This window comes from Desulfovibrio desulfuricans, assembly GCF_024460775.1.
Lineage (GTDB): Bacteria > Desulfobacterota > Desulfovibrionia > Desulfovibrionales > Desulfovibrionaceae > Desulfovibrio > Desulfovibrio desulfuricans_E.
Window position 1 is genome coordinate 37,926 of the sequence record NZ_JANFYZ010000017.1, and the last position, 14,228, is coordinate 52,153.

Genomic DNA, 14,228 nt, shown 5'->3' on the forward strand with positions numbered 1-14,228 from the left:
ATGCAACGACATGTGCTTTCCGTGCTGGTGGAAAACGAACCCGGCGTGCTTTCCCGCGTGGCTGGCCTGTTCAGCGGGCGCGGCTTCAATATTCATTCGCTCAATGTGGCCCCGGCCCTGGAAGAGGGCGTTTCGCACATGACCATCACCACCGATGGCGACAGTCTTATTCTGGAGCAGATCATGAAGCAGCTCCACAAGATTGTTTCGGTCATCAAGGTGGTGGATTTTGCGGATATTCCCGCTGTGGCGCGTGAAATGATCTTTGTCAAAGTGCAGGCAGAAGGCCCCATGCGGGGCGAAATTCTGCGGACTGTTGAAATATTCCGCTGCAAGGTGGTTGATGTAAGCCCCAATGAGATGACCATTGAGGCCACTGGCGATCAGAACAAGCTGGACGCCATCATCAGCCTGCTGCAACGGTTTGGAATCAAGGAACTGGCGCGCACAGGCGCAGTTGCCATGCGTCGTTCCAAGAAAACGGATTAGGGTTCCGGGACGCGAAGTGCGGCCTTTTGCCGGGGTGTTTGGCACAAAGCACCCCGCAAGGCATGGCTGCCACACGCGTGAAGAATCCGGTCGCGCGGCATTGCGCCGCGAGATTACAGGAGCGTTAGCCCGTGAGCGTGTCAATGGCCCACAAGGTCTCCTTGACAACGCGCATGAGGTCGGGGTGGTGAGTATATCCATACAAACCAGCCCGGGTCATTGGCAAAGCGTCCCACAGGCGGCCTTGCCCGCCGTATCCAGTCGGCCCCCCTCTGTCCTTGCCGCAAGGGCGGCAAGGGATGTATTTTTTTGTCTAACCGTGAGTGATCTCAGAGGATGTTCAGATGAAAGTTTATTACGATCAGGATGCAGACCTTAATTGTTTGAAAAACAAGACCGTGGCCATCATCGGTTATGGCAGTCAGGGCCATGCCCATGCCCAGAATCTGCGTGATTCCGGCGTCAAGGTTGTGGTGGGTCAGCGCCCCGGCGGCGCCAACTACGAGTTGGCCAAGGAGCACGGCTTTACCCCCGTGTCTGCTGCCGAGGCCGCCGCTCAGGCCGACCTGATCATGATTCTGCTGCCTGACGAAGTGCAGGCCGCCGTGTACGAAAATGACGTGAAGCCCCACCTGACCAAGGGCAAGGCCCTGTTGTTCGCCCACGGCTTCAACATCCACTTCAGCCAGATCCAGCCGCCCAAGGATGTGGACGTGTTCCTCATCGCTCCCAAGGGCCCCGGCCATCTGGTGCGCCGCACCTTCACCGAAGGCGGCGGCGTGCCCTGCCTCGTGGCCATTCATCAGGACGCCACCGGCGAAGCCCTCAAGATTGCTCTGGCCTATGCCAAGGGCATCGGCGGCGCCCGCTCCGGCGTTATTGAAACCTCCTTCCGTGAAGAAACCGAAACCGACCTCTTCGGCGAACAGGCCGTTCTTTGCGGCGGCGTTTCCGCCCTCATCAAGGCCGGGTTTGAAACCCTGGTGGAAGCCGGTTATCAGCCCGAAATGGCTTACTTTGAATGCATGCACGAAATGAAGCTCATCGTTGACCTTATGTACGAGGGCGGCCTTTCCCGCATGCGTTACTCCATCAGCAATACCGCTGAATACGGCGATTACGTCACCGGCCCCCGCCTGATCACCGAAACGGTGAAAAAGGAAATGAAGGGCGTGCTCAAGGACATCCAGAGCGGCGTGTTTGCGCGTAACTTCATTCTTGAAGCCCGCGCCAAGTACCCCATGTTCCTCACCACCCGCCGCAACGAATCTGAACATCAGATCGAAAAGGTGGGCAAGGAACTGCGCGGCATGATGTCCTGGCTCAAGAAGGACAAGAAAGACTAGTTCCGCTGTTTCAAGCGCTGGCTGAAAGCGCTTTGTTGGGGCTTTTCGCGGTATTTCCGTGAGAGGCCCCAATTTTTATACCTGCTGAAAATCATAAAGCCGATTCCTTTCAAAGGGCCAGCCCGTAGAGGATTGGGACGCAGCCGACATTATTTCAGACAGGCAGGGGATGTTGTCATACTAAATTGATCAATTTTATCGACTTCTGCATGTTGCAAAAATAATTACTGTTTGCCACAATCAGGCCATACAGCTTGTATATAAAGTTGTTGTCTTCCATGCGCCGGAGCATCCTGCGGGCTGCATCGGTGTGCCGTATTTTACGGGCATGGCCTTTCCGCTTTTGGTTTTATCATGTGTGCATTGCTTCCCGCCTTTGCCTTGCGACCGCCCATTTATGCAGCCAGTTACGCTGGTATGACTTGCCCTGGCAATGTGCCCGCGCGGTACTTTTTTGCGCCCCGCGCCCGCTGCAACAGCGCGCGCCTGCGCAGGAGAGTTGACGCGGCTTTTCGGCGTGTCGGTTTGCACCTTGATTTTTCAGGAGATTAAGACGTGCTCAGAAATTTCAGCATCAGTCAGCGGATTATCTTTTTTGTCATCATCATGATCGCCCTGATTATTTCCATCGCGGGCCTGTCCGTGCGCATGACGGAAGGCGTCATTGCTGACGGCACGGCACTTGCCAAGGAAATGCTGCTCGACTCCCAAAGGGCGCGCATCAAGGATATCACTCATTCCCAGGCGCTTGGTCTGGCGGGCATGACGCAAGGCCAGCCCGAGGCCGAGCAGTTGCGCACCATCGCGCAGTATGTGGACAGCGCCCGGTTTGAGGATGACAGCTCCGGGTATTTTTATGTGTACAAGGGCACGGTCAGTGCTGCCCACCCCTTGCAGAAGCAACTGATCGGCAAGGATCTGGCTTCAACCGCCGACAGCAGGGGCGTTCACTATGTCAGTGAACTGTACAGGGCCGCGCAGCGCGGCGGCGGTTTTGTGGATTTTGTGTTTCCCAAGCCCGGCTCTGGCGACGTGTTCAAGCTGGGTTATGCGGAAGCTATCGCGGGCACGCCCTTCTGGATTGGCACGGGCGTGTATATCGACAATGTGGACAAGGCCGAAAGCCACCTCATCACCACCATGCGCTCCATCCTGCACAGCCAGCTGGCGATCTATGGCGGTGGTTTTCTGGCTATACTGCTTCTGGTGGTCTGCCCGCTTTCCTATGTCATGGTCGTGTCCATAACCCGACCGCTGGCGGGTATAACCCGGCATGCCCGCGCCGTGGCGCAGGGCAACCTTGATGAAGAATTTGAAACAACCGGGCGTGATGAAGTGGCGACCCTGCAACAGGCCTTGAGCGCAATGGTTGTGAAGCTCAAGGAATTTATCGGTCAGGCCGAGGAACAGAGCCGTCTTGCCGGCAAGGCCGCCAGTGAAGCCCAACAGGCGCAGGCGGAAGCTCTTGAAGCCGAACTCAAGGCAAAGGACAAAACCGCTGCCATGCTTCAGGCTGCGGAAAGGCTGGAGCAGGTTGCCCAGGCTGTAAGCACTGCCTCTACCCAGCTTTCGGCCCAGATAGAGCAGTCGGACAAAGGGGCCGTGCATTCTGCCCAGATGCTTGCAGAGGCCGCAACAGCCATGAACCAGATGAACGCCAGCGTACAGGAGGTGGCGCTCAGCGCCGCAACGGCATCCGATGCGGCCGGTCAGACGCGTGAGCGCGCCCTGAGCGGAGCGGGCATTGTGGAAAAGGCCGTGCAGAGCATTGGTCATGTTCACGAAGTCTCGTTGCGGCTCAGGGATGGCATGGCCGAACTTAACGACCATTCACAGGCCATTACGCGCATCATGGGTGTTATTTCCGATATCGCGGACCAAACCAACCTGCTTGCGCTCAATGCCGCCATTGAAGCTGCCCGCGCGGGCGACGCCGGGCGCGGTTTTGCCGTGGTGGCTGATGAAGTGCGCAAACTGGCGGAAAAAACCCTTGCCTCAACCCAGGATGTGGGCAACGCCATCAAGGCCATTCAGGAAAGTACGGCCAAGAACGTTTCGGATATGGACAGTGCTGTGGGACAGGTGGAGCAGGCCACGGATTTTGCCAATCAGTCGGGCAAGGCTCTGGAAGAAATTGTGGCTACCGTTGAGGCAACCGCCAGCCAGGTGAACGCCATTGCCGAGGCCAGCGGGCAGCAGTCTGCCGCCAGCGAAGAAATCAATCATTCAATTGACGACGCCACCCAGGTTGCCCACCAGACGGCTGAAGCCATGGACGAAGCCCAAAAGGCCGTGGCTGATCTGGCAGTTCAGGCCAGGGGGCTGGCCGAGTTGATTGTGGACATGAAAAATTAGGGGCGGTCTTTTTGCAACACTGCGGGGCCTCTGTGCGGTGCAAAGCCGTGCAGAGGCCCTTTTGCATTCAGGATGCAGAAGTATTCAGAATGGTTGTCCTCTCTGGTCACTCGGCGCTGGCGGCTATCTGCCCCTCTCAATGCAGCCATTCCGCCCAGGCGACCTTAAGCCGCGTCACGCAACCTGGTATGTCTTCAAGGCGAATTTTGCCAAATCCCAGAAACAGCGTGTCCGGCGGGCATTCGGCCTTGTCCTGCCAGAACTGCATGGTGGGGTAGACACGCACCCCCTGCTCCAGGGCTTTTTTTATAAGCAGATTCTGGTCTGTTCCGGCAGAAAAGCGCAAAAGAAAATACTGGCCGGTACCGTTGCCTGTAATGCGCAGGCCAGATCCCAGGCGGGAAAATTCCTGGATGAACAGCTCAAGGCGGTTTTTGAACACATGGCTCAGACGGCGGATGTGTCTGTCGTACTGGCCGGTTTCGAGCAGGCGGCCAATGATGTACTGGTTCAGTACGGGGACGGTGCTGTTGTATTCGTCAAACATTTCGTGGAAGGCGGCGGCAAGCTGCGGCGGCAAAATCATGTAACCCATACGGATGGAAGGGGATATGCCCTTGGAAAAAGTGCCAAGGTAGATGACCCGTGCTTCCGTATCTATGGATTGCAGCGAAGGAATGGGCTTGGAATAGTAGCGCATCTCGCTGTCAAAGTCGTCTTCAAGCACGTAGACGTTGTTGCTCTGCGCCCATCGCAGCAGGGCATGCCTGCGCCCGATGGGGAGCGTGACCCCTGTGGGGAACTGGTGGGACGGCGTGGTATAGATGGCAAAGGCCTGCGGCCTGTGGGGCAGGTCGGCCACTTTCAGGCCGCTATCGTCCACGGGTACGGTCTCAATGGGCAGGTGATTGTTGCGGAACACGGCGGCTGCCTTGTTGAAGCCGGGTTCTTCCATCAGGATTTTCTGCCCGCGCTGGGCTGCTATTTTGCACAGATATTCCAGAGACTGCTGCAAACCGCAGGTTATGACGATCTGGCCTTCCGTGCAGTTCACGCCGCGAATGCGCTTGAGGTAGGCCAGCAGGTTTCTGCGCAGGTAGGGTTCGCCCTGCATGACCTGCAAGGCAGAGATTTTTTCTTCTCTCTCCAGCATATCAAGGCATTCAAAGGTGTATTTTTTCCAGAGGCTTTTAGGAAAAAGATCAACCGTGTGGCTGCTGTTTGTCAGGTCGTAAATCAGAGGCTGCCCGTGCGCCAGCGTCTGTCTTTGCGCACATGTTTCAGGCTGCACGGGGTGCCCGGGTACTGCGGCTGTCACGCCAATGCTGGGAACATGCTGCACCACAAAGCCCACACCCCTTCGGGCGGCTATGTACCCCTCAGCCACCAGTTGACTATAGGCATTGTCCACAGTATTGCGGCTGACCCCCAGCATGGATGCCAGCATCCTGCTGCCGGTCAGAACCGTGCCTTCTGCAAGCGCGCCGCAGGCAATATCCTGCTTTAACTGGCTGTATATCTGCAAATACAGCGGCCCGGAGCCTTCCTTGCCCGTGCTGATCATGTCTGCCTCCAGGTGGCACCATAAAATATGTGTCATGTGGCACTTTTGATGGTGCCATGTCCACTGTATCAAAGGGGGCAGCAAACACAACAAAAGGATGGGAGGCTCCATGTCCACGCAAGGCGATACTGCGCCGCAGGGCGGAATGCGGCGGGGGAACGGCACAAGATACGTTCTGCTGGCGGTGCTGGCCGTGGCCTTTTTGGCCACCGGAGGCATATTTGTGCGGCAGAGCGGCCTGTCGCCCATAAATACGGGGATGTACCGCATGCTGTTTTCCATCCCGCTGCTCTGGCCCCTGGCCTACGGCAGACTTGGGCGGCTCAGCGGCAGGGATGTTGTCCTGCTGCTGTTATCCGGCCTGTTTCTGGCGGGCGACGTGGCCTTGTGGAACTCGGCATTCAGCTACACAACAGTTGCCAATGCCAACCTGCTCACCAACCTGACGCCGTTCACGGTCATTCCGGTTTCGTACTTCCTGTTTCACGAGCGGCTGCCAAGGCTGTTCATTCCCGGCGCGGCTGTTACCCTTGCCGGGGTGGTGCTATTGGTGGGGGGCAAGGCCAGCCCTGTGCCGGGCAACTATTTTGGCGATTTTCTGGCACTGGCTGCGGCCTTTTTTTACGCGGGATTTCTGCTCATTGCCTACCGCCTGCGCGACAGGATGGAGAGTAGCGTCATAATGCTTGGCAGTGCCGTTGGCGGACTCGTGGGCCTGTTTTTTGCCTCGTGGGCTGTGGAGGGTTTGCAGATTCCGCGAAGCTGGGACGATTTGTGGCCCATACTGGCTCTTACGCTCTGTGTACAGGTGATAGGGCACAACATGCTCACGCATTGTCAGGGCAAGCTCAGCGTCAACCTTTCTGCGGTGATCTGTCTTTGCCAGCCTGCCATTGCGGCTGTGTATTCGTGGACCATATTTTCAGAGAAATTGTCGGGTCTGGAAGTTCTGGGCATAGCGGTGGTGCTGGCGGGCGTCTATATTGTCAAAAGGCAGTACACGCCAAGCAGGGATAAAGCTGCCGGGGCAGGGCAAAAGGGCGCTGGCTGGCTGCCCCCTGTGATCGCCCGCTGGCTGGGCAGACGGTGCAAGCCTGCCGTGGCGGAAGAGCCGTAGACAAAAAATATTTCGGGCCGATGGGGCTGTTCCGGCAGAGATGCGCATTGCGCTGCTGGAACAGCCCCTTTCTTTGTGCTACTGCTGCATGCTGGACATAAGCTCCATGAGGTTTTGAGTTTGCCCCGCCAGTTCGGCCACGGCATCCGCAGCTTCGCGCATGGCGGCTGAGGTCTGGCGCGACATTTCGCTTATCTGCGTTATGGCTCGGCTTACTTCATCGCTGGCGGCAGACTGCTGCTCGCTGGCGGCGGCAATGGCATTGACCTGATCCGCCGTGCCCTCGACCGTGGCCACAATATCGCTCAGGGCCGCACCAGACTGGCTGGCATAGGTGTTGGCTTCTTCAATCTGCCGTGCGGCCTTGTCCACAGAATCCATGCTCTGGGTGGCGCTGGACTGGATGGCCTTGATGGCGTTGGCAACGTCATGGGTGGAGGCCATGGTTTTTTCCGCCAGTTTGCGCACTTCATCCGCCACCACGGCAAAGCCCCGCCCGGCATCGCCCGCGCGGGCAGCCTCAATGGCGGCATTAAGCGCCAGCAGGTTGGTCTGGTCGGCTATGTCTGAAATAACGCCCATGATGCGGTTGATGTTTTGCGTATGCTCGTGCAGTTGGGCCATGTCGCCCTTGAGCGTCATGGATGCCTGATGCACCTGATCAATGCTGCGCAGCGATCGCTTGACGATTTCTGAGCCGTTTTCCGCCTTGGCGCGGGTTTCTGTGGAGGCCTGAGAGGCAACGGACGCGTTGCGCGCCACTTCCTGCACTGTGGCATTCATCTGCTGCATGGCAGAAGCCGCCTCTCCCAGTCTGCCCGAGGTCTCTCGCGCGCCTTTATCTGACTGTTCGATCTGCGCGGCCAGGCGCGCTGTGGCCGCGCTCACTACCCGGGCCACCTCCTGAAGTCTGGCGGCGGCCATCCGCAGGGCTTCGCTTTTGTTTTGGGCTTCTATATTGGCGGCTTCCGTCTGGCGTAGGGCTTCTGTTGCCTTGGCTGACTGCTCTTGTGCCGCCAGCGATTCGCGCTGGGCTCTTTCAATGTGGGTTTTCAGCGCCTGCACCATGGAGACTATGGAAGCGTACACGCCAACACTGTCGCTATTCGCGTCGTGAATGTCGTAGTCTCCGGCAGCAACACGGCTGGCCACAGCCTGGAGTTCGCCGGGGTCTTTGCCAAGTTGATGCTTTATGGAACGCGAAAGTACAAGAGAAACGATGATGCTGAAAAATACGGCGGCAGCACTGAGCGCATATGCGCCTTTAACTGCGTTTTCGCCTGTGGCGACGGCCTCGGCAGACACCTGTTTACTGTCTGACTTGGTAAGTTCCATCAGCTCTTCATAGAGTGGCTCAAGGCTGTTAAATAGCGGTGTGTATTTTTTTTCAAATATACTTATTGCCTCGCCACGTTCTTCGCATTGCACAAATGCAAGAATTTCTTTGCGCACTGTGTTGAGCTTGCGTGAAATTGCATCAATTTTTTCTATCAGTTCCTTTGCCGCAACATGGTGCTGGTCTTCTGATTCACCCACAATGGTAAAATATCTGTCATGGTTTTCCCTGATTGAATCCATCGTGCTGGTGATGTTGGAGGAATAGCGTTCGATCTCTGTGGGCGATGTTTGTGAAATAAGCGCCAATACGTCAGAGCGGATAATCCAGAATTTCAGATGCATTTCCTGAAGTTCTATGAGAGATGGGAGCAAAGATGTATCTATTTCAATGAATCTTTTATTCATTGCAGAAATGTTTTTAATCGACATGCCACTCATCGCAAGCAGAACAAGTGTAATGAAAAAGAATGATAGTCCAAGTTTTACAATCAGTCGCATAGGTTTTCACCTCCTGGGTTTGTGCTACAGGCACTTGCGATGAATGTATAACTTATGCAAAGAACGTGCTAAATTTTTTCAGTAATATGAAGGACAAAATATACAACAAAGCGGTGGTTTTTCTGAACCACCGCTTTGTACGTGCCATGCAGTATATGGGGGACGCCGTAGCGGGTCGGGATCAATCGTGATTCATGGCTTCTGCCAATTGCATGAGGTTGCTGGCCTGGGCGGAAAGGTTGGTTATGGCCTCTGCCGCCTCGCTCATGGCTTTGGACGTTTGGCGCGCCATCTCGCTGATTTGCGTGATGGCGCCGCTAACTTCATCACTGGCGGCAGACTGCTGCTCGCTGGCGGCTGCAATGGCATTAACCTGATCGGCAGTGCTCTCGACCGTAGCAACAATGTCGGCCAGCGCCGCACCAGACTGGCTGGCATAGGTGTTGGCTTCTTCAATCTGTTTTGCCGCTCTGTCCACAGAATCCATGCTCTGGGCGGCGCTGGACTGGATAGCCTCAATGGCGCTGGCAACGTCATGGGTGGAGGCCATGGTTTTTTCCGCCAGCTTGCGCACTTCATCAGCAACCACGGCAAATCCCCGCCCGGCCTCTCCCGCGCGGGCGGCCTCAATGGCGGCATTGAGCGCCAGCAGGTTGGTCTGGTCGGCTATATCTGAAATAACACCCATGATGCGGTTGATGTTCTGCGTGTGCTCCCGCAGTAGAGCCATGTCGTCCTTGAGCGTCATGGACGCTTCATGCACCTGATCAATACTGTGCAGCGAACGCTTGACGATCTCTGCGCCATTTTCGGCTTTGGCGCGGGTTTCTGTGGAGGCCTGCGAGGCAATGGACGCGTTGCGCGCCACTTCCTGCACCGTTGCGTTCATCTGCTGCATGGCAGAAGCCGCCTCGCTCAGCCTGCCCGTTGTTTCTTGCGAACCTTTGTCCGACTGCTCGATTTGCGTGGCCAGGCGCGCGGTGGCTGTGCTTACTACATGCGTCACTTCCTGAAGTTTGGCGGCTGCTGCACGTAGAGTCTCACTCTTGTTTTGGGCTTCTATATTGGCGGCTTCCGTCTGGCGCAGGGCTTCTGTTGCCTTGGCTGACTGCTCTTGTGCCGCCAGAGATTCGCGCTGGGCTCTTTCAATGTGGGTTTTGAGCGCCTGCACCATGGCAATTATTGAGGCGTAGACGCCGCGCTTTGCAGTATCGTCGTCAAGGGCATAGTCCCCCTGGGCCACGCGCCTGGCTATGTTGTCCAGTTCTCCCGGGTCTTTGCCAAGCTGCCTATGGACCACCCTGAGCAGAAGCAGAATGACCGCCGTGCCAATAAGTACAGCAACCAGAGATAATCCTGATGAAAAAATAATTGATTGTTCGCTGACGCCGCTGGCGTTTGTAATGGCAATGTTTGCGCCTTCGTTGCTCAGGCTGACAATCTGTTCATAGAGGTCAGCCAGCCTGAGGAAGGGGCCTCGGCTGCTGGCAAGCAACTGGGCGGCTTCTTCATTTTTTCCGGCTCTGATAAAAGCAAGCAGGTCTTTGCGCATGGTTACAAATTGCCCTGATTGCGCTTCTATCTGGGCTGTTATGTCCATAATGGCCTGTTTACGGTCTGACGGCGGCATATTTTCAAGGGCGGCAGCAAAAGCCTTTTTACTGTCGCCTATGCGTCGCAGCAGCCCAGTCATATGCGCGCTGTAGTTCTCTATCTCCTTGGGGTCGTGCAGCGTTGTAATGGCTGAAAGATCCCCTCTGGAAGAAAACAGCAGGGCATAGGTGCTCTGGATGGATGTAGCCACAGGAATCCATGTGCTGCCTATGGATGCGATCTCGGCATTCATGCGGGTGAGATTCCTGATGGTCAGGCCGGACGTGATTAACATTATGATAATTATACTTCCGAAAGACAGAATCAGACGTGCTCTCAGGCTCATGGCAGACGATCTCCCAACAGGTGGTGTTGCATGCTATGCACAATGGCGGCTGGTCAAGTTCAAAAAATGATATGGGGCTTTTGTGGCAATGCATGTTGCATTGGGAACATCTCTGGCAGGTTTTATTGTTAAATTGATATTATCATCCTTGTTCATAAACAAAAAAGCCGACCCGGAGGTCGGCGTTTTTGCAACGAATGTTGCAGACATACAGGGATGCCCTGAAAAAACTACTGGGCGCGCATCTGCGCAATAAGGCCCGAAAGTCCGTTGGCCTGGGCCGCCAGATCTTCCACAGCCTCTGTGGCTGCACGCATGGCAGAGGCTGTTTGCCGGGACATGCCGTTGATCTGGTCAATGACGCTTGTCACCTGATCGCTGGCGGCAGACTGCTCCTCGCTGGCAGAAGAGATGGCGGTAACCTGATCAGAGGTGGACTCCACCATCACAACGATATCTGTCAGCGCCTGCCCGGATTGCTGGGCAAAATCATTGGCCTGCTCAATCTGAAGGGCAACGTTATCCACTGAATCCATGCTTTTTGCGGCACTTTCCTGAATGGCCGTGATGGCGTTGGCCACGTCATGTGTGGAAGCCATTGTTTTTTCCGCCAGCTTGCGCACCTCATCTGCTACCACGGCAAAACCGCGCCCGGCATCGCCCGCGCGGGCAGCTTCAATGGCGGCGTTGAGGGCAAGCAGGTTGGTTTGGTCGGCAATATCCGAAATAACATTCATGATGCGGTTGATGTTTTGCGTATGTTCCCGAAGCTGCGCCATATCGTTCTTGGTCGCCAGCGAAACATGGTGCACCTCGCTGATGCTGTGCAGGGAGCGCTTGACGATTTCAGCGCCTTGCTCGGCTTTCTGGCGCGTTTCCAGCGATGCGGCATTGGCGGCTGCGGCGTTCTGCGCCACCTGATGCACGGTTTTGTTCATCTGCTGAATGGCGTTGGCGGCTTCCGTCAGATGGAGCGATGTTTCGCATGCGCCCTTGTCAGACTGCTCAATGTGCGCGGCCAGTCGCGTTGAAGCATCGCTCACCACCTGCGCAACCTGTTGAAGACCCGCAGAAGCGACGCTCATTGCTTCGGCCTTGCGCTGCGCTTCAACTCCAGCCGCTTCCGCCTGCCGCAGTGCTTCTTCGGCTCGCTGGGCGCTTTGCCTTGCGTTTTCCGATTCCTGATGTGCCCTTGCCATATTTTCCTTAAGCGTCTGCGCCATGGAAACCATGTCCGCATACACGCCGGTTTTGGTGCCTCCATCGTCAATATCGTAATCGCCGTTGGCAACCCGGCGGGCTATGACGGCCAGTTCGCCGGGGTCCTTGCCCAGTTGCCGCCCCACAGAACGCGTGAGCATCCAGGTAATGCAGATGCTGATGACAACGGCTGCCAGAGTGATGGCAATGGACATGTTGCGGGTTTTTTGCCCTGCGTCGGTGGCGCTTTGGGCTGCAGCCTTGCTGCCCGTGACGTTCATGCGCACAACTTCGCCATAGGTTTCGCCAAGCTCCTGAAAAACAGGGCGGTATTTTTTGTCAAAGGCCACGTTTGCCACGCCGCGCCGACCGTCCAGCACCCCCTTGATGATGCCTTCGCGCGCCTTGCTTTCCTGCTGGGAAAGATCGGCAATGCGCGCCATAAGGGCCTTGCCTTGTTCGTTGTCCATGCCGGGGGTGGCGTTGCGCAGTTGCAGGTAGGCGGCCTGATCGCGCTGGATGGAGTCCATGGAATCCTGAAGATTCTTTTCGTATTTGCGAATTTCGTCGGCGTAGGTTTGCGACATTATTGACGCAAGATCGGCGCGGAGCGAATTGAGCTGCACATTCATGGACTGGATGGCAGTGACGGAAGGCAGCCATGCCTCGTCAATCTCGCGTACCTTGCCGTTCATTTCGCCCACGTTGTGCATGGTGACGGCAGAAGACACCAGGATGACTGCGATGAGACTGCCGAAAGAGAGCACAAGTTTTGCGCCTAGTTTCATGTGAGGCATCCTCCACGTTCAGCTGAAACTGCCCGTTTGCCTTGGGCAGCGCTGTTGACAGCATAGAGCAGATGAACTTGAACAAGTTTGTCTGGTTCGCGCGGATTCTACAAACCGCGCCACGAAATGCTCTGGTGGACCGCGGGGGGGCGGCCCAGAAACTGACAGTCTGGCGGAATGCTTGGATACGCCGTAATTCAAAAGTCCGATTGCCAAGCGTTGCCAGTAGGGGGGATGCAACGCCAAAGGGGGGAGCAATCAGATGCGGCATTGCGCGGCCTCAGGAACGAGCCGGGCAGAACCACTGTCTGAATTTACGGAGAACTGGAAAATAAGTTTATAGCAGAGGCAATATATCTGCGCAAGGTGGTCTGCTGCAATGGCTGGGCGTGATGCTTGCCCGCGCGGGCGCTCGACTATGGCTGGCTGACCAGCCAGCAGGCCGTGCTGTGCGCGCCGCTGGCGACTGCGGGCGGCATTTCTGCGGCGCAACGCGCAAGAGCTGACTTGCAGCGGGGGTGGAAGGGACAACCCGCAGGCATGTTGGCAAGGGATGGAACCGAGCCCGGTATGGTTGGCAGGCGTTCAAGGCCGCGTGAACGGGCGCTGGGCGCGGCGTGCAGCAATCCCTGCGTGTAAGGGTGGCGCGGGTCGGCGAACAGCTCCTGGGCCGGGGCGCATTCTACCAGACGCCCGGCGTACATAACGCCCACCGTATCCGCCATCTGGGCGGCTACACCGAGATCGTGGGTAATCAGCAGCACGGCCATGCGGCGCTCTCGGCATCGGGCAGCCAGCAGGCGCAGAATCTGGCCCTGAATCGTGGCGTCCAGAGCCGTTGTGGGTTCGTCAGCCAACAGCAGGGCTGGTCTGCACGACAAGGCCATGGCAATCATGACGCGCTGGCGCATGCCGCCCGAGAGCTGGTGCGGGTAATCGTCATAGCGGCTTTGCGGCGCGGGAATGCCCACTTCTGTCAGCAGCTCTATGGCAGCCTCGCGAGCCTCGGATCGGCCCATGCCCTGATGCAGCTTCAAGGGTTCCGCCACCTGATCGCCAATTTTGAGCACCGGGTTGAGGGAGGTCATGGGCTCCTGAAAGATCATGCCCACCTGGCGGCCGCGTACGGAGCGCATTTCTTTTTCTGAAAGCTCAAGCAGATTCTGACCGTGCAGCAGAATGCGCCCTTCAATCACCGCGTTGGGCGGGGTGAGTTGCAAAATGGCTTTGGCCGTGAGGCTTTTACCGCAGCCGGATTCACCAACGAGGCAAACTGTTTCACCCTCATGCAGGCAGAGGTTTACGCTGCGCACGGCGGGCAGCGGGCCGTCTGCGGTTGCAAAGGTCACAGAGAGGTTTTCCAGTTGCAGCAGGGGGCTGGAGGCTTGGGTAGAAGGCTTGTTCATGGGCAGAGCCTACCAGAAGGTGCTGACAAAAAAAAGCCTTGTGGGCTGGGGTGCTGAGGCAGAGGGGGAAAGGCAGAAATGCAGGAAAAGCAGAAAGGCAGGGAAAAAGGCAAAAGCAGGGGAGATGTTTTACGGCGGGGTGGGTGAGCCTGTCAGGCTGATTTACGCAAACCCGACTTTTACGCCCT

General features: G+C 56.8%; 9 protein-coding genes. 4 read left to right on the forward strand and 5 right to left on the reverse strand.

All coding sequences use genetic code 11. The features are described 5' to 3' along the window. From ilvN to NE637_RS13985, 3 genes are all read left to right on the forward strand, one after another. Window positions 1-489 (forward strand): acetolactate synthase small subunit, encoded by a 489-nt coding sequence (gene ilvN, locus NE637_RS13975; RefSeq protein ID WP_022659634.1) that lies wholly within the window; start codon window positions 1-3, stop codon window positions 487-489. 344 nt (window positions 490-833) lie between these two features. After that, complete coding sequence (gene ilvC / locus NE637_RS13980; protein WP_022659635.1) at window positions 834-1,835, forward strand: ketol-acid reductoisomerase; 1,002 nt, start codon at window positions 834-836, stop codon at window positions 1,833-1,835. A 555-nt stretch (window positions 1,836-2,390) separates the two neighbouring features. Continuing rightward, window positions 2,391-4,190, forward strand: a complete 1,800-nt coding sequence (locus tag NE637_RS13985) for a methyl-accepting chemotaxis protein (RefSeq protein WP_227119250.1) — start codon at window positions 2,391-2,393, stop codon at window positions 4,188-4,190. A 136-nt stretch (window positions 4,191-4,326) separates the two neighbouring features. Here NE637_RS13985 and pdxR read toward each other — a convergent pair whose 3' ends face one another. Next, on the reverse strand, window positions 4,327-5,754 hold the full coding sequence (gene pdxR / locus NE637_RS13990) for a MocR-like pyridoxine biosynthesis transcription factor PdxR (RefSeq protein ID WP_227119251.1): 1,428 nt from the start codon (window positions 5,752-5,754) through the stop codon (window positions 4,327-4,329). 109 nt (window positions 5,755-5,863) lie between these two features. Between pdxR and NE637_RS13995 the strand changes: the two genes are divergently transcribed. Continuing rightward, window positions 5,864-6,871 (forward strand): DMT family transporter, encoded by a 1,008-nt coding sequence (locus tag NE637_RS13995; protein ID WP_227119252.1) that lies wholly within the window; start codon window positions 5,864-5,866, stop codon window positions 6,869-6,871. 78 nt (window positions 6,872-6,949) lie between these two features. Here NE637_RS13995 and NE637_RS14000 read toward each other — a convergent pair whose 3' ends face one another. The 4 genes from NE637_RS14000 to NE637_RS14015 all read right to left on the reverse strand — a co-directional run bounded on the left by NE637_RS14000 (window position 6,950) and on the right by NE637_RS14015 (window position 14,040). Then, on the reverse strand, window positions 6,950-8,707 hold the full coding sequence (locus NE637_RS14000) for a HAMP domain-containing methyl-accepting chemotaxis protein (protein ID WP_227119253.1): 1,758 nt from the start codon (window positions 8,705-8,707) through the stop codon (window positions 6,950-6,952). Window positions 8,708-8,888: 181 nt separating this feature from the next. Beyond that, window positions 8,889-10,646, reverse strand: a complete 1,758-nt coding sequence (locus tag NE637_RS14005) for a methyl-accepting chemotaxis protein (RefSeq protein ID WP_227119254.1) — start codon at window positions 10,644-10,646, stop codon at window positions 8,889-8,891. 230 nt (window positions 10,647-10,876) lie between these two features. Next, window positions 10,877-12,634: a methyl-accepting chemotaxis protein gene (locus NE637_RS14010; RefSeq protein WP_227123244.1), complete on the reverse strand. Its 1,758-nt coding sequence runs from the start codon at window positions 12,632-12,634 to the stop codon at window positions 10,877-10,879. Window positions 12,635-13,050: 416 nt separating this feature from the next. Beyond that, window positions 13,051-14,040 (reverse strand): ABC transporter ATP-binding protein, encoded by a 990-nt coding sequence (locus NE637_RS14015; RefSeq protein WP_215648034.1) that lies wholly within the window; start codon window positions 14,038-14,040, stop codon window positions 13,051-13,053. Window positions 14,041-14,228: the final 188 nt, after the last annotated feature.

Coding starts and splice junctions, on each gene's coding strand:
- ilvN (WP_022659634.1), top strand. CDS start 1: ATGCAACGACATGTGCTTTCCGTGCTGGTGGAAAACGAACCCGGCGTG.
- ilvC (WP_022659635.1), top strand. CDS start 834: ATGAAAGTTTATTACGATCAGGATGCAGACCTTAATTGTTTGAAAAAC.
- pdxR (WP_227119251.1), bottom strand. CDS start 5,754: ATGATCAGCACGGGCAAGGAAGGCTCCGGGCCGCTGTATTTGCAGATA.
- NE637_RS13995 (WP_227119252.1), top strand. CDS start 5,864: ATGTCCACGCAAGGCGATACTGCGCCGCAGGGCGGAATGCGGCGGGGG.
- NE637_RS14000 (WP_227119253.1), bottom strand. CDS start 8,707: ATGCGACTGATTGTAAAACTTGGACTATCATTCTTTTTCATTACACTT.
- NE637_RS14005 (WP_227119254.1), bottom strand. CDS start 10,646: ATGAGCCTGAGAGCACGTCTGATTCTGTCTTTCGGAAGTATAATTATC.
- NE637_RS14010 (WP_227123244.1), bottom strand. CDS start 12,634: ATGAAACTAGGCGCAAAACTTGTGCTCTCTTTCGGCAGTCTCATCGCA.
- NE637_RS14015 (WP_215648034.1), bottom strand. CDS start 14,040: ATGAACAAGCCTTCTACCCAAGCCTCCAGCCCCCTGCTGCAACTGGAA.